Source organism: Micromonospora sp. NPDC050495, from assembly GCF_040655175.1.
GTDB lineage: Bacteria > Actinomycetota > Actinomycetes > Mycobacteriales > Micromonosporaceae > Micromonospora.
In genome coordinates this window covers 60,459-82,535 of record NZ_JBFAJK010000009.1, presented here as the reverse complement: position 1 = coordinate 82,535, position 22,077 = coordinate 60,459, and the positions used below count along the sequence as shown (strand labels likewise).

22 protein-coding genes are annotated in these 22,077 nt (G+C 76.3%); 17 read left to right on the top strand and 5 right to left on the bottom strand.

Annotated features, from left to right (window positions below):
- Window positions 1-193: 193 nt before the first annotated feature.
- Window positions 194-853 carry a class I SAM-dependent methyltransferase gene (locus AB0I11_RS12615; protein WP_357318011.1) on the top strand — a complete coding sequence of 220 codons (660 nt, stop codon included), beginning with the start codon at window positions 194-196 and terminating at the stop codon, window positions 851-853.
- Window positions 854-982: 129 nt separating this feature from the next.
- Complete coding sequence (locus tag AB0I11_RS12610; protein WP_357318008.1) at window positions 983-2,239, top strand: hypothetical protein; 1,257 nt, start codon at window positions 983-985, stop codon at window positions 2,237-2,239.
- A gap of 407 nt (window positions 2,240-2,646) precedes the next feature.
- Here the strand turns inward: AB0I11_RS12610 and AB0I11_RS12605 are convergent, their stop codons facing one another.
- Window positions 2,647-3,078: an Rrf2 family transcriptional regulator gene (locus AB0I11_RS12605; RefSeq protein WP_357318005.1), complete on the bottom strand. Its 432-nt coding sequence runs from the start codon at window positions 3,076-3,078 to the stop codon at window positions 2,647-2,649.
- Between the two features lie 156 nt (window positions 3,079-3,234).
- Between AB0I11_RS12605 and AB0I11_RS12600 the strand changes: the two genes are divergently transcribed.
- Window positions 3,235-4,449 (top strand): globin domain-containing protein, encoded by a 1,215-nt coding sequence (locus AB0I11_RS12600; protein ID WP_357318002.1) that lies wholly within the window; start codon window positions 3,235-3,237, stop codon window positions 4,447-4,449.
- Window positions 4,450-5,289: 840 nt separating this feature from the next.
- Here AB0I11_RS12600 and AB0I11_RS12595 read toward each other — a convergent pair.
- Window positions 5,290-5,994: a YwiC-like family protein gene (locus AB0I11_RS12595; protein WP_357318246.1), complete on the bottom strand. Its 705-nt coding sequence runs from the start codon at window positions 5,992-5,994 to the stop codon at window positions 5,290-5,292.
- Window positions 5,995-6,122: 128 nt separating this feature from the next.
- Window positions 6,123-6,452, bottom strand: a complete 330-nt coding sequence (locus AB0I11_RS12590) for a cupin domain-containing protein (RefSeq protein ID WP_046563593.1) — start codon at window positions 6,450-6,452, stop codon at window positions 6,123-6,125.
- Window positions 6,453-6,648: 196 nt separating this feature from the next.
- Between AB0I11_RS12590 and AB0I11_RS12585 the strand changes: the two genes are divergently transcribed.
- The 12 genes from AB0I11_RS12585 to AB0I11_RS12530 all read left to right on the top strand — a co-directional run bounded on the left by AB0I11_RS12585 (window position 6,649) and on the right by AB0I11_RS12530 (window position 19,313).
- Complete coding sequence (locus AB0I11_RS12585) at window positions 6,649-8,301, top strand: carbamoyltransferase C-terminal domain-containing protein (protein WP_357317998.1); 1,653 nt, start codon at window positions 6,649-6,651, stop codon at window positions 8,299-8,301.
- Window positions 8,298-9,323 (top strand): glycosyltransferase, encoded by a 1,026-nt coding sequence (locus tag AB0I11_RS12580; RefSeq protein WP_357317995.1) that lies wholly within the window; start codon window positions 8,298-8,300, stop codon window positions 9,321-9,323. The genes AB0I11_RS12585 and AB0I11_RS12580 overlap by 4 nt, the downstream gene beginning before the upstream one ends.
- Window positions 9,323-10,948, top strand: a complete 1,626-nt coding sequence (locus AB0I11_RS12575; protein WP_357317992.1) for an HAD-IIIA family hydrolase — start codon at window positions 9,323-9,325, stop codon at window positions 10,946-10,948. Before AB0I11_RS12580 ends, AB0I11_RS12575 begins: the two co-directional genes overlap by 1 nt.
- Window positions 10,949-10,998: 50 nt before the next feature.
- On the top strand, window positions 10,999-11,982 hold the full coding sequence (locus AB0I11_RS12570) for a glycosyltransferase (protein ID WP_357317989.1): 984 nt from the start codon (window positions 10,999-11,001) through the stop codon (window positions 11,980-11,982).
- The gene (locus tag AB0I11_RS12565) at window positions 11,967-13,184 is read left to right on the top strand and encodes a glycosyltransferase (protein WP_357317986.1); all 1,218 of its coding nucleotides are present in this window, start codon (window positions 11,967-11,969) and stop codon (window positions 13,182-13,184) included. The genes AB0I11_RS12570 and AB0I11_RS12565 overlap by 16 nt, the downstream gene beginning before the upstream one ends.
- Entirely contained in the window at window positions 13,184-13,942 is a 759-nt protein-coding gene (locus tag AB0I11_RS12560; protein ID WP_357317983.1) for an SIS domain-containing protein, read from the top strand. Before AB0I11_RS12565 ends, AB0I11_RS12560 begins: the two co-directional genes overlap by 1 nt.
- The gene (locus AB0I11_RS12555; RefSeq protein WP_357317980.1) at window positions 13,939-15,345 is read left to right on the top strand and encodes a PfkB family carbohydrate kinase; all 1,407 of its coding nucleotides are present in this window, start codon (window positions 13,939-13,941) and stop codon (window positions 15,343-15,345) included. Before AB0I11_RS12560 ends, AB0I11_RS12555 begins: the two co-directional genes overlap by 4 nt.
- Window positions 15,346-15,433: 88 nt before the next feature.
- Window positions 15,434-16,117 carry an SDR family oxidoreductase gene (locus tag AB0I11_RS12550; protein ID WP_357318243.1) on the top strand — a complete coding sequence of 228 codons (684 nt, stop codon included), beginning with the start codon at window positions 15,434-15,436 and terminating at the stop codon, window positions 16,115-16,117.
- Complete coding sequence (locus AB0I11_RS12545) at window positions 16,114-17,142, top strand: glycosyltransferase family 9 protein (RefSeq protein ID WP_357317976.1); 1,029 nt, start codon at window positions 16,114-16,116, stop codon at window positions 17,140-17,142. The genes AB0I11_RS12550 and AB0I11_RS12545 overlap by 4 nt, the downstream gene beginning before the upstream one ends.
- 22 nt (window positions 17,143-17,164) lie before the next feature.
- Window positions 17,165-18,022 carry an alpha/beta fold hydrolase gene (locus tag AB0I11_RS12540; protein WP_357317973.1) on the top strand — a complete coding sequence of 286 codons (858 nt, stop codon included), beginning with the start codon at window positions 17,165-17,167 and terminating at the stop codon, window positions 18,020-18,022.
- An 85-nt stretch (window positions 18,023-18,107) separates the two neighbouring features.
- Window positions 18,108-18,737, top strand: coding sequence for a hypothetical protein (locus tag AB0I11_RS12535; protein WP_046563585.1), 630 nt, complete (start codon window positions 18,108-18,110; stop codon window positions 18,735-18,737).
- Window positions 18,738-18,920: 183 nt separating this feature from the next.
- Complete coding sequence (locus tag AB0I11_RS12530) at window positions 18,921-19,313, top strand: hypothetical protein (RefSeq protein ID WP_357317969.1); 393 nt, start codon at window positions 18,921-18,923, stop codon at window positions 19,311-19,313.
- 91 nt (window positions 19,314-19,404) lie between these two features.
- On the opposite strand, the gene AB0I11_RS12525 is transcribed toward AB0I11_RS12530, so the two are convergent.
- Both AB0I11_RS12525 and AB0I11_RS12520 read right to left on the bottom strand, forming a co-directional pair.
- Entirely contained in the window at window positions 19,405-19,614 is a 210-nt protein-coding gene (locus AB0I11_RS12525) for a GTPase activator (protein ID WP_357317966.1), read from the bottom strand.
- A gap of 60 nt (window positions 19,615-19,674) precedes the next feature.
- Window positions 19,675-20,565 (bottom strand): DUF72 domain-containing protein, encoded by an 891-nt coding sequence (locus tag AB0I11_RS12520; RefSeq protein WP_357317963.1) that lies wholly within the window; start codon window positions 20,563-20,565, stop codon window positions 19,675-19,677.
- Window positions 20,566-20,684: 119 nt separating this feature from the next.
- Between AB0I11_RS12520 and AB0I11_RS12515 the strand changes: the two genes are divergently transcribed.
- Both AB0I11_RS12515 and AB0I11_RS12510 read left to right on the top strand, forming a co-directional pair.
- Window positions 20,685-21,191 carry a DinB family protein gene (locus AB0I11_RS12515; RefSeq protein WP_357317960.1) on the top strand — a complete coding sequence of 169 codons (507 nt, stop codon included), beginning with the start codon at window positions 20,685-20,687 and terminating at the stop codon, window positions 21,189-21,191.
- 95 nt (window positions 21,192-21,286) lie between these two features.
- Window positions 21,287-22,042: a hypothetical protein gene (locus AB0I11_RS12510; protein WP_357317957.1), complete on the top strand. Its 756-nt coding sequence runs from the start codon at window positions 21,287-21,289 to the stop codon at window positions 22,040-22,042.
- Window positions 22,043-22,077 lie beyond the last annotated feature (35 nt).

Sequence of the window (22,077 nt, the reverse complement as noted above, 5' to 3'; positions counted from 1 at the left end):
CCCAGGTCTCGGCGGTGTGGTGCCGGTCACCGTGCGATCCCCCACGTCGATCGCCAGGCGCGGCGCGCCGAGGCGAGCCTAGCCCGGCGCTCTGACAGAGCCGTGGCACCCGTGCGGTGCGTTGTCCGGTTACGCTCCGGCGGGGTCCGGGCCCGCTGCCCCCGTACGGGTGGGCCGGAGTGAGGAGGCGTCCGTGCAGGACAACGATGCGACCGGCCGGTTGTCTTCCCGGCCGCCCGCCGGGGACGACCCGATCGGCCGGTTCGAGCGGCTCTACGTCGAGGCCGAACGGGGCGAGGCCGAGGTGCCCTGGGACCGGGACGCCCCGCATTCCCTGCTCGCCGAGTGGACCGCACGGGCCCGGCCGGACGGGTCCGGCCGCACGGCGCTGGTGGTCGGCTGCGGCTTCGGCCGGGACGCCGAGCACCTGGCCACGCTGGGCTTCGCCACGGTCGCCTTCGACATCTCACCCACGGCGGTACGGGGCGCGCGCCGCCGCCACCCCGGTTCCCCGGTCCGGTACGAGACGGCGGACCTGCTCGACCCGCCGGCCGACTGGCTGGACGGCTTCGACCTGGTGCTGGAGAGCATGAACGTGCAGGCGCTGCCGGCGGCGCTGCGGGCGCGGGCGATCCCGGCGGTCGGCCGGCTGGTCGCCCCGGGCGGGATGTTGCTGGTGATCGCGGCCGGCCGGCGCGACGGCGAGCCGGTGGACGGGCCGCCGTGGCCGCTGACCCGGGCGGAGGTCGACGCCTTCGCCGCCGCCGGCGCGCTCACTCCGGCCCGGGTGGAGGAGATCGTCGTGCCGGACGGCGGTCTCCGCTGGCGCGCCGAGTTCCGCCGCGCCGGCTGACCCATCCGGGAGCCAACGGGCCGGACATCCGCACCGGATGTCCGGCCATTGACGCATGTCACACACCCGTGATCTGATCGCCTCCTCGGAGAATCTTTCATATTTCTATGGATAGATGAGGGGTCGCGGATGTCCATGCTCCGTCGTACCGTGCTCGCCGCGACGCTGGCCGTCGCCTCGGTGGCCCTGCCGGCCACCGTGGCGCCCGCCGGCCCGGCCGCGGCCGCCCTGCCCACCGCCGCGGTGGCGCTGGGCGACAGCTTCATCAGCGGTGAGGGTGCCGGGGCGTACGCGCCGGTGGTCGACGTCAACGGGGTGAGCCAGGCCTTCCCCGGCTGGTCGGCGTCGAACAGCAACGCCTACTTCTGCCACCGCTCGCCGAACGCCTCGCTGTTCCAGGCCACCCTGCCCGGCATCACCGCCCGGTTCAACCTGGCCTGCTCCGGCGGGCAGCCGTACGACATCGCCAGCGCGTCGTCCACCCGGGCCAAGGGCCGGCAGGTCGCGGCCCAGCTCGACCAGCTCCGGGCGGTGGGGCGGACGCACGACATCGACCTGGTGCTGATCGGCCTCGGCTCGAACAACAGCTCCTTCACCTTCGGCAGCGTGGCGGAGAAGTGCGCCAACCGGTTCATCGCCGACGCCTGGACCGGCTGGTGGGAGTTCTGGGCGTACCTGGGCGGCCCGGTCGAGCAGGAGCCGTGCAGCGACGCCGACCTGGCCACCGCGGCGCAGTTCAGCGCCGCGACCGCGGAGACCACCGCGGCGGTACGGCAGATCCTCACCACCCTCGACCAGATCGACGCCGACGGCCAGCACCGGGTGGTGTTCCAGGACTACACCAACCCGCTCCCCACCGACCTGGCCTCGGTCTACTGGGAGGAGGACAGCCGGGACGACACCCGGGACAAGTTCCGGGCCCTGGGCGCCGAGCGGTACGCGGCCGGCTGCCCGATCCACCGGGCCAGCCTGGCCCCCGGGCAGCGCTTCTCGCAGGGTCTCGGCACCATGGTCAGCTCGGTACGGACCAACCTGGCCGGCGAGTTTCCGCAGGCGGACCTGGTCTACCTGAACGTGCAGCGCGCGTTCGACGGGGCCCGGCTCTGCGAGTCGTCGGGCAGTCCCGGCAACGCGCTGGCCACCCCGATCCGGCTGATGGACGGCCCGACCGGCACCTTCGTCACCAGCCTCTCCGGCTACGACAAGCTCGACATCCAGCGGATCGCCAACGCCTGCGGCACGTACTTCCAGACCTGCCAGGAGTCCTGGCACCCGAGCGCGGCCGGCCACCGGGTGCTCGGCACCTGCCTCAGCGGTGCGGCCACCACCGCGGCGCGGACGGTCTCCTGTGTCCGATCCTCGAACGGCACCATCACGGTGAGCTGACCGCCGCCCCCTCGTGGGGTCCGCCCGGGGCGGACCCCACGAGGGCTCGCGGCGAATCCTGGCGGCGGACCGGTCCGGCGCACGGCACCATCGCCGGCAGTCCGTTGCGCGGGATCAGGGCCGCACGAGATCGGGGTCGCAGGCATCGGGGCCGCACGGGGTCAGGGCCGCACGGCGGTGCCGAGGACGTGCGGCGCGGCCGGCCCGCCGATCCCGGTGGGCGGGAAGCGCAACCGGGCCAGCTCCGCGACGGTGAAGCCGGCCGCCTGGATGGCGGCCACCGTGTCCGGCGCCGACCTCGACCACCCGCCCGCGCAGCCCGGTGACCAGGCGACGGCGGTGCTCCGCCACGCCGGCCTGGTCCATCGCCACGCTGGCGCGGGTGAAGAGCGGGTGCGAGACGCCCATCAGGACCGCGCCACGCCGAGGGTGAGCAGCAGCGGTCCGGCCGGCCCGGCGACCAGGTCGCCGAGGCGTACCTCGTCGAGCACGGCCAGGAACGCGGCCTGGGCCCGGCGTAGCTGACCACGGAGCCGGCAGCCGCCGACCAGCGGGCAGGCCGGCTCCTCGCAGGAGACCACCTCGCCGTCGCCCTCGAAGGCCCGGACCACGTGCCCGACGGTCAGTTCGGCGGCGTGCTCGGCGAAGGCCACTCCGCCGGAGCGGCCGCGGATGGTGACCAGTACCCCGAGCCGCTGCAACCGCTGGACCACCTTGGCCACGTGGCTGCGCGGCAGGGAGAGCTGCGCGGCAAGCTCGTCCACGGTGGCCCGGCTCGGGGACGCCGCGGTGAACATGGCGATCCGCAATGCCATGTCCGTCGAGCGGTTGAGCTTCACACCATCGACCCTAACGAGCGGCGCCAACACGCGAAACGGGCCGGCCGGCCCGATCCGGGCTGTGATTCTCGCGACCCGCGCCCCGGGACTTTCGACCCTAAAGAGGAGTCTGAGATTCCAGTTTCGTGGTGATCGAACTGATCGACGCCCGAAGGAGTGGTCGTGCTCTCGCAATCCTCAGCAGCAGTGGTGGTGGCGACGCTGCCCGCCGTGCAGGCGCACGGCGAGGCGATCACCGGCCGTTTCTACCAGCGGATGTTCGACGCGCATCCCGACCTGCTGAACATCTTCAACCGAGGCAACCAGGCGACCGGGCAGCAGAAGGCGGCGCTCGCCGCGGCCGTGGTCGCGTACGCCGAGCACCTGACCGGCGGCAGCACCGTGTCCTGGGGGCCGATCCTGGACCGGATCGCGCACAAGCACGCCTCGCTCGGCATCACCGCCGCCCAGTACCCGATCGTGGGCCGGCACCTGCTCGCCGCGGTCGGCGAGGTGCTCGGCGACGCCGTCACGCCCGCCGTGGCGGCCGCCTGGGACGAGGTCTACTGGCTGCTGGCGTGCGAGCTGATCGCGCGGGAGGCGCGCCTGTACGCCGGCGCCGGGGTGCCGGAGGACGGCACGGTGTGGCGGGAGTGGCGGGTACGGGAAAAGATCGGGGAGACGACCGACGTGGCGTCGTTCACCCTCGTTCCGGCCGACGGCGGCCCGTTGCCCGGCTTCACCCCGGGCCAGTACGTCTCGGTCGCGGTCGACCTGGACGGCGGCCGGGGCCAGCAGATCCGGCAGTACAGCCTCTCCGGCCGCCCCGGCGCCGACCACTGGCAGATCACCGTCAAGCGGGTACGCGGCCTGGCCGGCGAGCCCGACGGCATGGTCTCCACCTTCCTGCACGAGCGGGTGGCCGCCGGGGACACCCTGCGGCTCAGCCCGCCGTTCGGCGAGGTCAGCGCCATCGGCGACGGCGAACCGCTGTTGCTGATCAGCGCCGGCATCGGCCTCACCCCGGCCATGGCGGCGCTGGCGCACCTGGCCGACGCCGAGCCCCAACGCCCGGTGGCGCTGGTGCACGCCGACCGGGCCGGCGCCGCACACGCCCGGCGACGCGAACTGGTCGGGCTCCAGGAGCGGCTGCCCAACCTGTCGGTCCGCCTCTGGTACGAGGACGCCGCCGACGCCGAGGTGGCCGGCCTGAAGGCGGAGGTCGCCGACGGCCTGGTGGACCCGGCGCTGATCCCACTCACCCCGGAGGCGTACGTGCACCTGTGCGGCCCGGTGCCGTTCATGTCCCTGGTCCGCAGCGGGCTGCTGCGCCGCGGCGTGCCGGCCGAGCGGATCGCCTACGAGGTGTTCGGCCCGGGCATGCTGCGCTGAGCGCGCCACCACCCCGGCAACCGGGCCGGCGCCGGACGCAGACCCCGGCACCGGCCCGGTCACCTTCCTCGAGAATCCCGACCCCCGTCACCTCTCGCCGATCACGCGGAGCCCCGCCACGCCCGCCCGTTACCCCGGCCGCAGTCCTCGCCCCACCTACCTACCGCGATCCCGCCCTCCCGCCCTCCCGCCGCGCCCGTCGCGCCCGTCGCTGGACCGGGCGCCGCCGGCACGTCGGCCCGACCACCGCTGTCGCCCCATCCATCCATCGGCCGCTTCTGCCACCATCGTCCGGCCACCCACCACCCGCTGCTCCCGCCCCGCCTGTTCCAGGGAACGTGGCCCGCCCCATCGATCGCGCTGACACAGCGTAGTGATTCGCGCCCCCACCGCCCTCCCCCCGAACTGCCTTTGCTCTGCAGCCATATCCGCATCAGTTGACAGAGCGTTGCTGATGCGTATGTGGCTGCAGAGCAAAGGCTCCGTGAGGGGTGGCAGCGGCTGACAGAGCCTCGTTCGTTTGTACTGGTCAGCGCGTTGCCCTGCACAAATGCCACCCGGGCGCGAGCGCGACGACCATCACTTGCGGTGATAAGGCTCGTCTTGAGGTCCGGATCACCCTCAGTTACCGCGATGCCGTCCGCTCGCCTGACGCTGGACACTTGATGTCGCACGCCGGCCACTGCGCCCCGCGTCGACCATCGCGGCGCAGCCCGGCCCGCGCCGACCACCGCGCGGGGCCGCCCCGATCCAGTTGGCCCGCAGCGCAGGGGACGGCCGACCCTGTCGAAAGGCGGGCTGCCGGAAGGCGGGGCCGGTCAGCGGCGGCAGGCGATCAGATCAGGCCCAGCGGGCGATCACGGCGGCCAGCACCAGCACCGCGCCGACCAGCTCGATCATCCCGACCTGGACCGGGGCCAGCCGCCGGCCGGGCAGCAACGCCGCGCGGAGGAACAGCGCCGCGAAGACCGCCGCCACCGCCGGCCCCCAGCCGGCGGCCACCGCCACCACCAGCGCCGCCAGGTGGTACGCCCCTGAGGCCCACCGGTATTCGACGCTCTCCCGCTCCCGGATCATCGTCTTCACGTAGAGCACCGTGCCGACCAGGTACGCGCCGACCGCCGCCGCCACCCCGGCGACCGCGGCCACGGAAACCCCGGCGACCGTCGCCACCACGAAGACCACCAGCACGCTCTGCGCCACCGAGGCGAGGTTGTTGAGCAACACCCGTTCGCGGCGGCGCCGGGCGTACGCGGCGTTCACGGCGACCAGCGCGGCGAAGAGCGGGGCGTAACCGAGCACCGTCGGCCGGGCGAGCAGCACCGGCAGGCCCAGCAGCGCGGTGACCGCGCCGTAGAGGAGCAGCTGGGGGCGGACGCGGGCGGGGCGCGCCGTCTTCACGGCCAGCAGGGCGTAGTAGGAGAAGAGGTAACCGGTCAGCCAGGCGCCGAGCAGCGGCAGGTGCGGCCAGCGCGGGCCGGTCACGCCGACCGCCGCCGCGTACGGGAGCAGCAGCATGGCCCAGGCGCCGTGCTGTGGCGGCAGCCAGCGGTGGCGCCGCCCGCGTGCGGGGCGCGCGGCCCGGGCAGGGCGGGCGGGGCGGCCGGCCCGCGATGCCGCAACCGGGGCGGGCTGGCGGGCGGGGGCGGCCGGGCGGGCCGGGGTGGGGGCGGTCATCGGCGGACGACCGTGAGCAGCGCCACCGCGTCCTCGTCGGCGTGCAGCGCGTGCCGGGCGTCCGGGATCACCAGCAGGTCCCCCGCCGCTCCGGGCCACGACTCGTCCTGGGCGACCAGCCGGACCCGGCCACGCAGCACCTGCAGCGTCGCCTCGCCCGGGCTGGCGTGCTCCTGCAACGCGCGCCCGGCGACGAGAGCGATCAGCGTCTGTCGCAGCGCCGTGGCGGGACCGCCGTAGACGGTCCGCGCGCTGCGCCCGCTGTCGGTGGCGCGGGCCAGGGCGAGTTGCTCGTCGGCGAGCACGGAGAGCGACGACGGGGACACGGAACACCTCCAGGTCTTCGCGGGCCGGCGACCATAAACAGGAGTTTATGTTGCCTCTTTGCCTAGCTTGGTCAGCTTCCGCCCCGACAACCAGGGACTTTGGTCCCTCATTCGAATCTCCACACGAGACGTTTGCCTTCTCGCGGAAGTCGATGATCTACAGGTTAGGAAGCGGACGCGAGGGTAGGGACTGCTCATGCACGTCCTTGGCATCAACGCGATCTTCCACGATCCGGCCGCCGCCCTGGTGGTCGACGGTCGGGTGGTGGCCGCCGCCGAAGAGGAGCGGTTCAGCCGCCGTAAGCACGGCAAGCGCCCGGTGCCCTTCTCCGCCTGGGAGCTGCCCGAGTTGTCCGCCGCCTGGTGCCTGGCCAGCGCGGGCATCGACGTCGACAGTCTCGACGCCGTCGCCTACTCCTTCGACCCCGGCCTGTGCCGGGACACGGCTGAGCTGGGACTCAGCGATCCGTGGGACTGGCTGCGCGTCGACTATGCCCGGCGGGCCCCGCAGTTCCTCGCCGCCGCGCTGCCCGGCCTCGACCCGGACAAGGTGCGCTTCGTGCCGCACCACGTGGCGCACGCCGCCTCCGCCGGGTTGGCCGCGCCGCCGGCCGGCGACGACACCGCGGTGCTGGTGCTGGACGGGCGCGGCGAGGTGGCCAGCCACCTGGCCGGCGTATACCGGGACGGGCGGTTGTCGATGCTACGGTCCCAGCAGCTGCCGCACTCCCTCGGCCTGCTCTACGAGGACCTGACCCGGCACCTCGGCTTCCTGCACTCCAGCGACGAGTACAAGGTGATGGCGCTGGCCTCCTACGGCAGGCCGCGGCACCTCGGCATGCTCCGCGAGCTGGTCCGGGTCACCGACGACGGCGGCTTCCAGGTCGAGCGGATCGACTGGGCCAGCATGGCCAAGGCGCGCACCGCCGACGGCGAGATGACCGACGACCACGCCGACCTGGCCGCCAGCGTGCAGACCCGGCTGGAGGAGGTCATCCTCGACCTGGCCCGCTGGCTGTACGACGCCTCCGGCGGCGCCACCACCCTCGCCATGGCCGGCGGGGTGGCGTTGAACTGCGTGGCCAACGCCCGGATCGCGGCCGAAGGGCCCTACCGGGACGTCTGGGTGCAGCCGGCGGCCGGCGACGCGGGTACCGCGCTGGGCGCCGCCCTGCACGTGGCCGGCGAGCTGGGCGACGGGTCCGCGCCGATGACCGGGGTGGACCTCGGTCGGGCCTGGTCCGACGAGGAGTTGGAGGCGGAGCTGCGCCGGGCGGCGCTGCCGTACACCCGGCCGGCGTCGATCGCCGCCGAGGCGGCCCGGGTGCTCGCCGACAACGGCATCGTCGCGTGGTACCAGGGGCGCAGCGAGTACGGCCCGCGGGCGCTGGGTCACCGGTCGCTCCTGGCCCACCCGGGCGACCCGGACACCACCCGGCGGATGAACGACGTCAAGGGCCGCGAGCAGTTCCGGCCGATCGCCCCGATGGTCCGCGCGGAACGCTTCGCGGAGATCTTCGAGGGCGTCTACCCCAGCCCGTACATGCTCTTCGTGCACCGGGTGAAGCCGGCGTGGCGGGACCGCGTCCCGGCCGTCACCCACGTCGACGGCACCGCCCGGGTGCAGACCGTGCACCCGGAGACCGAGCCGGTGCTGGCCGAGCTGCTGGCCGAGTTCGAGCGGCGTACCGGGCTGCCGGTGGTGGTGAACACCTCGCTGAACACCGCCGGACGGCCCATGGTGGACACGCCCCGGGAGGCGATGGAGCTGTTCGGCTCGGCCCCGGTGGACCTGCTGGCGCTCGGTCCGTTCGCGGTGCACCGCCGCGCGTTGGGCGGTGGCCGGTGATCAGCCTGGTCGTGCCGACGCTCGGCCGGTCCAGCCTGGCGGTGCTGCTGGACGCGCTCGCCGACCAGCTCGGCGAGCTGCCCGAGGTGGAGGTGCTGCTGGTCGACGACCGGCGCGACGACACCGGGGAGCTGGCGGTGCCGGGGGTGCTGGCCGCGTACACGAAGGTGCTGACCGGGCGCGGCGCGGGCCCGGCGGCGGCCCGCAACCTCGGCTGGCGGGCCGCGCACGGCGAGTGGGTGGTCTTCCTCGACGACGACGTGGTGCCGGCACCCGACTGGGCCCGGCGGCTCCGCGCCGACCTGGCGACCACCGGCCGGGTCGGCGGCGTGCAGGGCGTGGTCGAGGTGCCGCTGCCCGCCGGCCGCCGCCCCACCGACTGGGAACGCGGCACCGCCGGGCTGGCCGAGGGAAGGTGGATCACCGCCGACATGGCGTACCGGCGGTCGGTCCTGGCCGCCGTCGGCGGGTTCGACGAACTCTTCCCGCGCGCCTACCGGGAGGACGCCGAGCTGGCCCACCGGGTCCGAAGGGCCGGTTGGGTCCTGCTCCGCGGCCGGCGGCGGGTGACCCATCCGGTACGCCCGGAGAGCCGCTGGGTCAGCCTGCGCACCCAGCGCGGCAACGCCGACGACGCGCTGCTGCGCCGGCTGTACGGCCGCTCCTGGCGTACCGACCTCGGGCTGCCGCCCGGCCGCCGCCCCCGGCACGTCGCCGTCACCGCCACGGGTGCGATGGCGCTGGCCGCGCTGGCGCTGCGCGGCCCGGCCGGCGACCGGCGACGGGTCTTCGGCGTGCTGTCCGGCCTGGCGGCGCTGGGCTGGGCGGCCGGCACCGCCGAGTTCGCCCGGGACCGCATCGCGCCCGGCCCGCGCACCGCCGACGAGGTCACCACCATGCTGGTGACCAGCGCGCTCATCCCGCCGCTGGCGGTCGGCCACTGGGTACGCGGCTGGTGGCGGGCCCGGACGGTGCCCGCCGGGGCGCTGGTCGGCGCGGACCGGCCGGGGGCGGGACGGTGATGGCGCCCTCCGCCGCCGGGGGCGCCCGCCCCGAACCGACTCCCGGCCTGTACGACGCGGTGCTGCTGGATCGGGACGGCACGCTGGTCGAGGACGTGCCCTACAACGGTGACCCGGAGAAGGTCCGGCCGGTGCCCGGCGCGCGGGAGGCGTTGGACCGGCTCCGTGCGGCCGGGCTGCGGCTGGCCGTGGTGACCAACCAGTCCGGGCTGGCCCGGGGCTACTTCACCGAGGCGCAGATGCGGGCCGTGCACGCCCGGATCGAGGAGCTGCTCGGGCCCTTCGACCACTGGGCGATCTGCCCGCACGACGACACCGACGGCTGCTCCTGCCGCAAGCCGGCGCCGGGCCTGGTGCACGAGGCCGCCCGGGCGCTCGGCACCGCGCCCCGGCGCTGCGTGCTGGTCGGCGACATCGGGCGGGACATGACGGCCGCGCTCGCCGCCGGGGCCACCGGCGTGCTGGTGCCCACCCCGGTGACCCGGCCCGAGGAGGTCGCCGCGGCGCCGACCGCCGCCCGGGACCTGCCGGCCGCGGTGGACGAGATCCTGCGCCGGATGCGGGCGGTGCGGCCGGTCGCGCCGCGCGCCGGCCGGGCCGGCACGGTCCTCGTGGTACGCAGCGACTCCGCCGGGGACGTGCTGGTCACCGGCCCCGGCATCCGGGCCGTCGCGGCCGGCGCCCGGCGGGTCGTACTGCTCTGTGGGCCACGCGGCCGGGCCGCCGCCGACCTGCTCCCCGGCGTCGACGAGATCATCGAGTGGCCGCTGCCGTGGATCGACGCCCCCGCCCCACCCGTCGACCCCACCGACGTGCACGCCCTCATCGACCGGCTCACCGCCGTCGCCGCCGACGAAGCCGTCATCTTCACCTCCTTCCACCAGTCCCCACTACCCCTGGCCCTGCTGCTGCGGATGGCCGGCGTGCCCCGGATCAGCGCGATCAGCGACGACTACCCCGGCTCGCTGCTGGACGTCCGGCACCGCGTGCCGAACGGGGTGCCGGAGCCGGAACGCGCGCTCTCCCTCGCCGCCGCGGCCGGCTTCGCGCTGGCCGCCGGCGACGAGCCGGGCCTGCGGCTGCGCGCCGACCTCGGGCGGTCCGGCGACAGCCGTCCGCCCGCGGCCACGGCGGTGCCCGAGGGCGGGTACGTGGTGGTGCACCCCGGCTCCTCGGTGCCGGCCCGGGCCTGTCCCGCGCACCGCTGCGCGGAGATCGTCGCGGCGCTCGCCGCCGACGGGCACCGGGTCCTGGTCACCGGCGGTCCCGACGAGCGGGAGCTGACCGCCCGGGTGGCCGCCGCCGGCGGCATCGACCTGGGCGGGACGACCGACCTGGCCGGGCTGGCCCGGATCGTCGCCGGGGCCCGGTGCCTGGTGGTCGGCAACACCGGTCCCGCCCATCTCGCCGCCGCCGTCGGCACTCCGGTGGTGAGCCTCTTCGCGCCGACCGTCCCGTTCGGACAGTGGGGGCCGTACCGGGTGCCGGTCGCCCGGCTCGGCGACGCCGGGGCCGCCTGCCGGGACACCCGGGCGGCCGTCTGCCCGGTCGCCGGGCACCCCTGCCTGACCGGAGTGGACCCGCCCGCGGTGGTCGCGGCGGTCCGGCTCCTCGTCCCCGGCTGACACCGCCGCACCCCGCCCACCCCCCGCACCAGCCGCCGACGAGGAGAGAGATGAACGTTCTGCTGTGGCACGTGCACGGCTCCTGGACGACGTCGTTCGTGCACGGGAGACACCGCTACCTGGTGCCGGTCACGCCCGACCGCGGCCCGTACGGGCTGGGCCGGGCGCGGACGTACGCCTGGCCGGACAGCGCCGTCGAGGTGACGCCCGAGGAGCTGCGGACGGCGCAGGTGGACCTGGTGATCCTGCAACGGCCGGAGGAGCTGGAGCTGGCGCAGCGGTGGCTGGGCCGCCGGGTCGGCCGGGACCTGCCGGCGATCTACGTCGAGCACAACACCCCCAAGGGCGACGTGCCGAACACCCGGCACCCGATGGCCGACCGGGACGACCTGCTGCTCACCCACGTCACCGCGTTCAACGAACTGTTCTGGGACAACGGCGGCACCCGCACCGCCGTCGTCGAGCACGGCGTGCTCACCCCGGCCGTCGAGTGGACCGGTGAGCTGGACCGGCTCGCCGTGGTCACCAACGAGCCGGTCCGCCGCTGGCGGGTCACCGGCACCGACCTGATGCCGCGCTTCGCCGCGGTGGCGCCGCTGGACGTCTTCGGCATGGGGGTGGCCGGGCTGCCCGAGGCGCTCGCCGCGGCCGGCGCGCCCGGCGTACCGGTGACCGGGCACGAGGACCTGCCGCAGGACCGGATGCACGCCGAGGTGGCCCGGCGCCGCGCCTACCTGCATCTGTGCCGGTGGACGTCGCTCGGGCTGAGCCTGATCGAGGTGATGACCATGGGCATGCCGGTGATCGCGCTGGCCACCACCGAGGCCGTGGAGGCCGTGCCGCCCGGCGCGGGGGTGCTCTCCACCCGAATGGACACGCTGGTCGAGGCGGCCCACTGGCTCGCCGCGGACCGGGACGCCGCGTACCGCCTGGGGGCGCGGGCGCGCGAGGTGGCGAAGGAACGGTACGGGCTCGACCGGTTCCTCGCCGACTGGGACCGACTGATGGAGGGGGAAACATGCGCATCGCGATGATCTCGGAGCACGCCAGTCCACTCGCCGTCCTCGGCGAGGAGGACGCCGGCGGCCAGAACACCCACGTGGCGGAGCTCGCGGCGGCGCTGGTCGGCGCGGGGCACGACGTGCGGGTCTACACCCGCCGCGACTCCACCGCCCTGCCCGGGTCGGTGTCCACCCCGGACGGGTACCAGGTCTGTCACGTCCCCGCCGGGCCGGCGCAGCGGGTGCCCAAGGACGAGCTGCTGCCGTACATGGGCGAGTTCGGCAGCTGGCTGGCCGACACCTGGCGGCGCGGCGACTGGACCCCGGACGTGGCGCACGCGCACTTCTGGATGAGCGGGCTGGCCACCGTGCACGCCGGCCGCCGGACCGGGGTGCCGACGGTGCTGACGTACCACGCCCTCGGCACGGTGAAGCGGCGCCACCAGGGCAGCCGGGACACCAGCCCGCCGGGGCGGGCCGGCTACGAGCGGGCGCTCGGCCGGGCCGTGGACCGGGTCATCGTGCAGTGCGAGGACGAGGTCCGCGAGCTGGTCCGGATGGGCGTGCCCCGGTCCCGGATGGCGCTGGTCCCGTCCGGCGTGAACCAGGCCGTGTTCCGCCCCGACGGGCCGGTGGCGCCGCGCGACCCGGCCCGGCCGCGGATCCTCACCGTGGGCCGGATGGTGGAGCGCAAGGGCTTCCTGGACGTGGTCCGGGCGCTGCCGGCGGTGCCGGACGCCGAGTGCGTGGTGGTCGGCGGGCCGCCGGCCGGCCTGCTGCCCGCCGACTCGTTCGCCCGGCGGCTCAGCGCGCTGGCCGAGTCGTGCGGGGTCGCCGACCGGGTGCGACTGGTCGGCGGGGTGGCCCGCGAGGAGATGGGCGCCTGGTACCGCTCGGCCGACGTGCTGGTCGCCGCCCCCTGGTACGAGCCGTTCGGCCTCACCCCGCTGGAGGGCATGGCCTGCGGGGTGCCGGTGGTCGGCACGAACGTCGGCGGGATCGCCGACACGGTGGTCGACGGCCTCACCGGCGACCTGGTTCCGCCGCGCGACCCGCGCGCGCTGGGCACCGCGATCCGCCGGCTCCTCACCGATCAGGTCCGCCGCTTCGCGTACGCCACGGCGGCGCTGGACCGGATCCGCAGCCGGTACTCCTGGAAGCGCTGCGCCGAGCAGCTCGGCGCGGTCTACGCCTCGCTGGCCACGGTGGCCCGCCCCACCCCGGCGGTGGCCTGATGACCCCGCACGACACCCTCGACGCCCACCTGTCCGGGCTGGCCGCGGCGCTGCTGCCGTACCGGCGGGAGGCGGCCCGGCTGGCCGACTGGGGCACCGAGCTGGCCTGGACGCTGGCGCGGGGCGGGCGGCTGCTGGTGGCCGGCAACGGCGGCAGCGCCGCCGAGGCCCAACACCTCACCGCCGAACTCGTCGGCAAACTCCGCGACGACCGCGAACCACTGTCCGCCATCGCCCTGCACGCCGAAACCTCCGCCCTCACCGCGATCGGCAACGACTACGGCTACCACGAGGTCTTCGCCCGCCAGGTACGCGCCCACGGCCGACCCGCCGACATCCTGCTGCTGATGTCCACCAGCGGCACCAGCGCCAACCTGCTCACCGCCGCCCACGCCGGCCGCGAAACCGGCCTGCGCTGCTGGGCCTTCACCGGGCCGGCCCCCAACCCCCTCGCCGAGGCCTGCCACGACGTGCTCGCGGTGCCGTCGCCGGACAGCCAGGTGGTGCAGGAGCTGCACCTGGTCTCCACCCACGTGCTCTGCGAGTACGTCGACCAGGCGCTGCCGCTGATCCGGCAGCTGCCGACCGCGTCGCTGCCGGCGCCCCGGTCGGCGGCGCTCGCCCGCTGGGCCCCCGCCCCAAGCGCCGACGGCCTGGGCGTCGCCGGCCACCGGTCCCCGGACCACAACGGAGCCGGAGCCAACGGACCCGGAGCCAACGGGCACGGGATCGCCGGCGCGGGGCGGGTGCAGTCGTGAACGGGCCGCTCGTGGTGGTCGGCGACGCCCTGCTCGACCGGGACGTCACCGGCGTGGTCGGCCGGGTCGCGCCGGACGCGCCCGTACCCGTGCTGGACGAGCGCTCGAGCACCGACCGGCCCGGCGGCGCCGGGCTGGCCGCGCTGCTCGCCGCCGCCCCGGACAGCGAGGTCGCGCTGGTGACCGGGCTCGCCGACGATGCCGGCGGGGCCCGGCTGGCCGAGCTGCTCGCCGAGGCCGGGGTGGAGGTTTACCCGCTGCGCCTGCCCGGCGCGACGGCCGAGAAGATCCGGCTGCGGGCCGGCGGGCAGACGCTGCTGCGGCTGGACCGGGGCGGCGAACCGCGGCAGCCGGGCGAGCCACCGGAGGCCGTGCTGGAGCTGCTGTCCCGGGCCGGAGCCATCCTGGTCAGCGACTACGGCCGTGGGCTGGTCCGCCAGCCGGCGCTGCGGGCGGCGCTCGCCCGGGCGGCCGCGCCGGTGGTCTGGGATCCGCACCCGCGGGGCCCGGCCGCGGTGCCCGGGGTCCGGCTGGCCACCCCCAACCTCGGCGAGCTGCGCCAGCTCACCGGCGACGCGGGGGCGGGCAGCGCGCTCTCCACCGCCACCCGGGCCGGGCACGAGCTACGCCGCCGCTGGCGGGCCGGCGCGGTGGCGGTGACCGTGGGCGCCGACGGCGCGGTGCTGTGCCACGCGGGCGCCACCCCGCTGGTGGTGCCGCCGCCGGCCGGCCCGGGCCACGTCGAGGACACCTGCGGCGCCGGGGACCGGTTCGCCGCCACGGCCGCGCTCGCGCTGGGCGCCGGCGCGTCGGTCGCCGAGGCGACCCAGGAGGCGGTGGCCGCCGCGTCGGCGTACGTGGCCGCGGGCGGGGCGGCCGGGCTGCGCCGCGAGGCGGAGCAGCCGCCCACGCTGGCCGCCGCGCGCACCGCCGAGGAACTCGTGGCCCGGGTGCGCGCCGACGGCGGCACGGTGGTCGCCACCGGTGGCTGCTTCGACATCCTGCACGCCGGGCACCTCGCCACCCTCCAGGCGGCCCGGCGCCTCGGCGACTGCCTGGTGGTCTGCCTCAACTCCGACCACAGCGTACGCGGGCTCAAGGGGCCGGAGCGCCCGGTGAACCCGGAGGAGGACCGGGCCGGCCTGCTGGCCGCGCTGGACTGCGTCGACGCGGTGGTGGTCTTCGACGAGGCCACCCCGCACCAGGTGCTGGCCCGGCTGCGACCCGACCTCTGGGTCAAGGGCGGCGACTACGGCGACGGCGCCGACCTGCCCGAGGCCGACCTGGTGCGCCGCTGGGGCGGGCGGGTCGTGACCGTGCCCTACCTGGCCGGCCGGTCCACCACCGGCACCATCTCCGCCGCGCGCACGCGCGGCCTCCACCTCGTCAAGGGAGCGGTATGAGCAAGCGTCAGCGAACGAATCGTCAACGCGGTGCGATGGTGCCGCAGGACGGCACGAAGCGAAGCGGAGTGCTGGCATGAGCAGGGATCTGAACGGACGCACGGTGCTGGTGACCGGCGGGGCGAGCGGCCTCGGCGCGGCGGTGGTGACCGCGGTGGCCAAGGCCGGTGGCCGGCCGTACGTGCTGGACCGCCGGGCGCCGGCCGACGGGGTGCCCTGGGTCGAGTGCGACCTGGCCGACACCCGGGCCGCCGAGGCGGCCACCCGGCAGCTCGCCGAGCAGGCCGGCGGGCTGGACGGCGTGGTGACCGCCGCCGGGATGGACGTGCCGGGCCGGCTCGCCGACGTCGACGGCGCGACCTGGGACCGGATCGTGGCGATCAACCTGCTCGGCACCGCCGCGGTGGTCCGGACGGCCGTGCCGCACCTGGAACGCTCGCACGGCACCGTGGTGACCGTGGCCTCCACCCTCGGCGTCAAGGCGGTCAGCGACGCCACCGCCTACTGCGCGGCGAAGTTCGGGGTGGTCGGCTTCACCCGGGCGCTCGCCGCCGAGCTGGCCGGCGCGGTCGGCGTGACGCTGCTGATCCCCGGCGGGATGCGTACCGCGTTCTTCGACGACCGGGACGACCGGTACAAGCCGGGCCCGGACGCGGTCCTGAACGACCCGGCCGACACCGCCGAGGCGGTCCTGTTCGCCCTCACCCAGCCGCCCGGCTGCGCCGTGCGGGAGCTGGTGGTCTGCGCCGAGCAGGAGTCGTCGTACCCGTGATCCTCGTGCTCCGGGCGCTCGGCGTCGGCGACCTCGCCACCGGGGTGCCGGCGCTGCGGGCGCTGCGTGCCGCGTACCCCGGTGGGGAGCTGGCGCTGGCCGCGCCGCGCTGGCTGGCCCCGCTGGTGGCCCTGGTCGGCGGGGTGGACCGGCTGGTCGAGGCGGCCGGGCTGGGCCCGCTGGCCTGGCCCGGCCCGCCGCCCGCGCTGGCGGTCAACCTGCACGGCCGGGGCCCGCAGTCGCACCGGATGCTGGCCGGGGTCCGGCCGCGCCGGCTGCTCGGGTTCGCCAACGCCGAGGCCGGGCACCGCGACGGTCCGCCGTGGCGGGCCGACGAGCACGAGGTGGACCGCTGGTGCCGGCTGCTGGCCTGGTACGGCATTCCGGCGGACCGCACCGACCTGGCGCTGCGCCGCCCCGACCCGGGCGGGCTGCCGGCCGGGGTGAGCATCGTGCACCCGGGGGCGAAGGCGGCCCAGCGGCGCTGGCCTCCGGAGCGGTTCGCCGCGGTGGCCCGGGAGCTGACCGGGCGGGGCCACCGGGTGGTGGTGACCGGCAACCCGGGCGAGCGGCCGCTCGCCGAGGAGGTGGCCCGCCGCGCCGGGCTGCCGGCCGAGGCGGTGCTGGCCGGGGAGACCGACCTCGGCGAGCTGGCCGCCCTGGTGGCCCACGCCCGCCTGGTGCTCAGCGGCGACACCGGGATCGGGCACCTGGCCACCGCGTACGCGACACCGTCGGTGCTGCTCTTCGGACCGGTGCCGCCGGCGCACTGGGGGCCGCCGCCGGACCGCCCGTGGCACCAGGCGCTCTGGGTGGGGCCCCGGCCGGCCGCGGCCGGGGCGACGGCGGTGCACCCGGCGCTGGCCGAGCTGGGTGTGCCGGCCGTGCTGGCCGCGGTGGACCGGGTCGAGGCCGCCGCCCCCGCACCGGCCCGGCTCCCCCGCTCCCGGCCGGCGGCCGGCGACCCGACCCGGCAACCGGCCGCGACCGCCCCCGCTGACCGACCCGTTGCTACCCGCCGGTAGCTTGCCGTCGTAGGCTGAGCCGGTGAGCGGGGACTACACGCAGGAGTTCGTCGACGTCGACGGGGCGCGGCTCGGCGTCCAGGTCTACCCGGAGCCGGCCGGGCCGCCCGGGGCGCCGGTGGTGGTGATCTGGCCGGCCATGGGGGTACGGGCCCGCTACTACCGGCCGTTCGCCGCGGCGCTGCGCGACGCCGGCCTCGCCGTGGTCGTGGTGGACCTGCGCGGCACCGGCGAGAGCACCCCGGCGCCGGCCCGCAGCTGCCGGTACGGCTACGCCGAGCTGGCCGCCGACGTGGGCGCGGTGCTCGACGCGCTCAAGCCGCGGCTGGACGGGCGGACCCGGCTGCTGCTCGGGCACTCCCTCGGCGGCCAGGTCGCGGTGCTGCACCAGGCGCTGCACGACGCCGACCGGGTGGACGGGCTGGCCCTGGTGGCGGTCGGCATCCCCTGGTGGCGCGGGTACCCGGGGCCGCGCGGCTGGGGGGTGCTGCCGTACACCCAGGGGATCGCGGCGGTGGCCCGGCTGCTCGGGGTCTGGCCCGGCTGGGGGTTCGGTGGCCGGCAGGCGCGGGGCGTGATCCGGGACTGGGCGCACACGGCGCGTACCGGGCGGTTCCCGGTGCTGGACGGCGTGGACGCCGAGGCGGCGGTGGGCGCGATCCGTACCCCGGTGCTCGCGGTCAGCGTGGACGACGACCAGTACACCCCGCACGAGACGCTGGACCACCTCTGCGGCAAGCTCGCCGCCGCCCCGGTGACCCGGCACCGCTACACGGTGGCCGAGGCCGGCGCGCCGCTGGACCACTTCACCTGGGTCCGCGCCGGCACCCCGCTGGCCGCCCGGGTCGCCGCGTTCGCCGCCGCCCTACCGCCGCGCTGAGGCCCACCTCGCCGGGCCGGCGGGACGCGTACTCCGCCGGAAGGTGGGTATGCGGCACCGCCCGAACACGGCAGAGGGGGATCAGATGTCCGAACGGCACACCGCGTTGCGCTCGATGCACGATCTGGGTCTGGCGGCCTGGTTCGGCGGCTCACTGATGGGCGCGCTCGGCGTCAACGGCGCAGCGGCACGAATCAACGACTCCACCCAGCGGCTGCCGGTCGCCTCGGCCGGCTGGGCGCGCTGGACTCCGGTCAACGCGGCGGCGATCGGCGCGCACCTGGCCGGCGCGGTCGGCGAGCTGGTGACCGAGAGCCCACGGGTGGCCAGCCAGGCCGGGGTGGCGAAGATGAGCACGATCAAGACGGCGCTGACCCTGGGCGCGCTGGCGGTGACCGGCTACAGCCGGCTGCTCGGCATGCGGCTGGAGAAGGCGGGCAGCCCGTCGGTCGAGGGGACCACCGAGCCCAACTACCAGACACCGTCCAACGTCGCCTCCTGCCAGCGGCAGATGAAGCTGCTCCAGTGGGCGGTCCCGGCGCTGACCGGCGCGCTGGTGGTGGTGTCGTCGTACATGGGCGAGCAGCAGAAGCCGGGACAGGTGTTCCGCGGCCTGCTCGGCCGGGCCGGCAACCTGGCGACCGCGCCGGCGGCGCTGGGCAAGATGGCCGGGATGGCCGCGACCAAGCGACCGATGGCCATGGCCGGCAAGTGACCCGTCATGCGGCCGGCAGCCACCTCACGGGTGGGTGCCGGCCGCGCCCGCGTGCCCGCGGCCGGGCACCCTGCGTGCGTGGGTGCCGGTCGCGGCACGTCCCCCGGCCGGGCGCTCGACGCGCATGACCGGAGCCGGGGCGGGCAATCAGCGCGGCACGGAACCCAGCCAGGTGAGGTGGCCATGAGCAGCACGAACCGATCGGGTAGGGGTGAGGGGCGCGGGCCCGAGGCGGCCGCGCCGTGGGGCACCACGAACGGGTTCGACGCCGACCCGCCGTGGGGCGCCGACGAGGACGCCCCGATGGACGAGGGCAGCGAGGAGAGCGCGGTCCCGGAGGGCCGCCGGGGTGAACGGCGGGCGGCCGGCGCTGGGCCCGGCGGTCCGAAGGCCGGCCGGCACGGGTTCGGCCCGGTCGAGCCGACCCGGACGACCGAGGCCGGACCGGGCGCGCCGCCGGATCCGGCGCCGTCGGCGCGGTCCTTCCCGGACGACAGCGCCGACGGGGACCTGGCCGACAACTCGCTGGAGGAGACCACCGGGATGCACCCGGAGGGGATCACCCGACGCGGCTGAGCGCCCGCCGCCGGCGGGCGCCGCCGCGCCGATCAGCCCGGCCCAGCCGCCCGGCGATCGGCCGCCCGCCCGGCCGGCGCCGCCGCGGCGGTCAGGAGCCGGTGCCGTCCTCCCCCGGCCGGCCCAACACCGACGGCTCGTTCTCCGGCTCGGGCACGGGCGGCTCGGCCACCGGATGTCCGGTGTCGTCCACCAGGCCCGGGGCCATGCTGCCGCCGTGCGCCTCCTCGGCCTCCCGGGTCGCCCGGGGGTCCCGGTCGTCCCGCGCCGTGGCGCTGCCGTCGTCCCGCCGCTCGTCCACGTGTCCCCCTCGCTGTCGGTCCTCGGCACCGCCGGTACCCGGCGCCGGTCTCCGGAAACCTCAGGCCGGCGCGGCGGCCGTGCCGACCCCGAGCAGGCCGGCCAGCCGGGCGGCGTCGCGCTGGGCCTGGCCGTCGCAGCAGTTGTTCATCAGCACGTGCAGCTCGGCGCACTGCCCGGCCAGTTCGCGCAGCAGCTCCGCCCAGCGGGCCAGTTCCCGCGCCCCGTAGGCGTAGCGGAACTTCTCCTGCTTGTCGCCGCTCTCCCAGGCGGCACTGTGGCCGTGGAACCGGACCACCGCGAGGGCGGCGGTGGCGGTGAGGATCGGCGGCACCGACGACGGGTGCCCCTGCGGCATGTCCACGCAGACGTAGCCGAGGCCGTGCTCGCGCAGGAAGGTCACCGTGTCGACCACCGCCTCGTCGCTGAACCAGGAGGAGTGGCGCAGCTCGACGCCGACCCGCCAGGGCCGGCACCGTCGGGCCGCCGCCAGGATCCGCTGCTTGGCGGCCTCCCCGCGGGTCAGCCAGGGCGGGAACTGGAGCAGCACGGCGCCGAGCCGGTCGGCCGCCGCGAGCGGCGCCAGCGCCGCGTGGAACCGGTCCCACAACTCGTCGTACGCCCCGGCCGGCAGGTCCCGCCAGCGGATCCGGCTCGGGCCGCCGGCCGGTCGCAGCTCGCGGGGCAGCGCCGCGACCGGGGTGTGGTGGCCGGTGAAGAGGCGGAACGCCTTGACGTCGAAGGTGAAGCCGTCCGGGGTGGCCGCGGCCCAGCCCTCGGCGGTCTCCGGCGTCGGGATCGCGTAGTAGCTGGTGTCCACCTCCACCAGCCCGAACCGCTCGGCGTAGAAGCCGAGGCGACCGGCCGGGCTGTTGACGCCGCGCGGATACCAGCCGGAGCGGACCAGCATCTGGTCGGCCCAGGAGGACGTGCCCACCTTGATGACACCCATGTAATTCAGTGCACCGCCATCCGGCGGGATCGGCAACCGGAGCCGGCCGGTGTGGGGCGCGGGGATTGTCGGGGGGCGGCCGTACGGTGGCCGTGGTTCTCGAGCGAAAGGCGGGCGGCATGAGCGTCTCCGACCAGGTCCTCACCGGCGAGCGGGCGGATCTGCTGGCCACCCTGCGGCGGCACCGCGGCTTCCTGCGGCACACCGTGCGCGGGCTGACCGACGACCAGGCGGCGGCCCGGAGCACGGCCAGCGAGCTGTGCCTCGGCGGTCTGATCAAGCACGTGGCGAGCACCGAGCACCGGTGGATGCGCTTCGCCGAGGGTGGCGCCGAGGCGATGCAGCGCGAGCCGATCGATTGGGCGGCCCAGTTCCGGATGGTCGACGGCGAGACGCTCGCCGGGCTGCTCGCCGAGTTCGACCGGGTGGCCGAGGCGACCGACGCGCTGATCGCCACCCTCGACCTCGACGCCGCCCACCCGCTGCCGCAGGCGCCCTGGTTCGAGCCGGGGGCGAGCTGGACGGTGCGCCGGGTGTTGCTGCACCTCATCGCCGAGACGGCGCAGCACGCCGGGCACGCCGACATCATCCGGGAGTCGATCGACGGGGCGAAGACGATGGGCTGAGCCGGTCGCCGGTGATCGATCACACCGGCTGAACGGTGGGCGCGGGGCGGGTCCGGTGTGACGCCAGCAGGGGCGGCGGCGCTGAGGGACACGAGATGAACGCCCACCGCATGGACCAGGAGACCGTCGAGCGACTGCTCGTCGGTCCGGTCAGTGATCCGCAGGATGGCACCGAGGTGCTGGTCCGGCTCCTGGCCGCCGTCCGCGCCGCTCCGCACCCGCACGAGTTCGGCGGCGAGGCGGCCGCCCTCCAGGCGTTCCGGGCGGCCCGGGCCGGCACCGCGCCGCTGCCGGCCGCCCGCCCGGGGCGCCGCCGCCCCCGCCTGCTCGGGGCGCGGCTCGCCCTGGCCGGCCTGCTCGCCGCCGGCAGCGGCGGGGTGGCGCTGGCTGCCGTCACGGGCACCCTGCCGGGCCTGCCCGGCCGCGTCGAGCCCAGCGTGGCGCCCCGCGTCAGCGGAGCCGGCGGCCCCGACTCGCCGGCGCCGAGCCGGGACCCCTCCCCCGCCCCGGCCGGCCGCCCGACCGGCAGCCCCGACCGCCCGACCGCCGCGCTGACCGGTCTCTGCACGGCGTACCTTGCCGCGCCGGCCGCGGACCGGCGGCAGGCGCTGGGCACCCCGCCCTTCGCCGACCTGGTCGCCGCCGCCGGTGGGCCGGACCGGGTCGACGACTACTGCGACCGGCTGGTCGACCGGCCGCCGACGCCGACCGGCGACCCGTCGAAGCGGCCGACGCCGACCGCCCGCCCGCAGCACACCCGGACCGTGCCGGCCGTTCCCGCCACACCGCCCGTCCGGCCGGACGAGCCGACGGCGAACCGCCCCGCCACGGTCGGTCCGCCCCAACGCTGACCCGGCCGTCCCGGCCGCGATCCGCCGTCCGACCC

What these genes read in the sequence shown, in the direction of transcription:
- AB0I11_RS12610 (WP_357318008.1), top strand. Translation starts at nt 983, where the DNA reads ATGTCCATGCTCCGTCGTACCGTGCTCGCCGCGACGCTGGCCGTCGCC.
- AB0I11_RS12585 (WP_357317998.1), top strand. Translation starts at nt 6,649, where the DNA reads ATGCACGTCCTTGGCATCAACGCGATCTTCCACGATCCGGCCGCCGCC.
- AB0I11_RS12575 (WP_357317992.1), top strand. Translation starts at nt 9,323, where the DNA reads ATGGCGCCCTCCGCCGCCGGGGGCGCCCGCCCCGAACCGACTCCCGGC.
- AB0I11_RS12570 (WP_357317989.1), top strand. Translation starts at nt 10,999, where the DNA reads ATGAACGTTCTGCTGTGGCACGTGCACGGCTCCTGGACGACGTCGTTC.
- AB0I11_RS12565 (WP_357317986.1), top strand. Translation starts at nt 11,967, where the DNA reads ATGCGCATCGCGATGATCTCGGAGCACGCCAGTCCACTCGCCGTCCTC.
- AB0I11_RS12560 (WP_357317983.1), top strand. Translation starts at nt 13,184, where the DNA reads ATGACCCCGCACGACACCCTCGACGCCCACCTGTCCGGGCTGGCCGCG.
- AB0I11_RS12535 (WP_046563585.1), top strand. Translation starts at nt 18,108, where the DNA reads ATGTCCGAACGGCACACCGCGTTGCGCTCGATGCACGATCTGGGTCTG.
- AB0I11_RS12530 (WP_357317969.1), top strand. Translation starts at nt 18,921, where the DNA reads ATGAGCAGCACGAACCGATCGGGTAGGGGTGAGGGGCGCGGGCCCGAG.
- AB0I11_RS12520 (WP_357317963.1), bottom strand. Translation starts at nt 20,565, where the DNA reads ATGGGTGTCATCAAGGTGGGCACGTCCTCCTGGGCCGACCAGATGCTG.
- AB0I11_RS12515 (WP_357317960.1), top strand. Translation starts at nt 20,685, where the DNA reads ATGAGCGTCTCCGACCAGGTCCTCACCGGCGAGCGGGCGGATCTGCTG.
- AB0I11_RS12510 (WP_357317957.1), top strand. Translation starts at nt 21,287, where the DNA reads ATGAACGCCCACCGCATGGACCAGGAGACCGTCGAGCGACTGCTCGTC.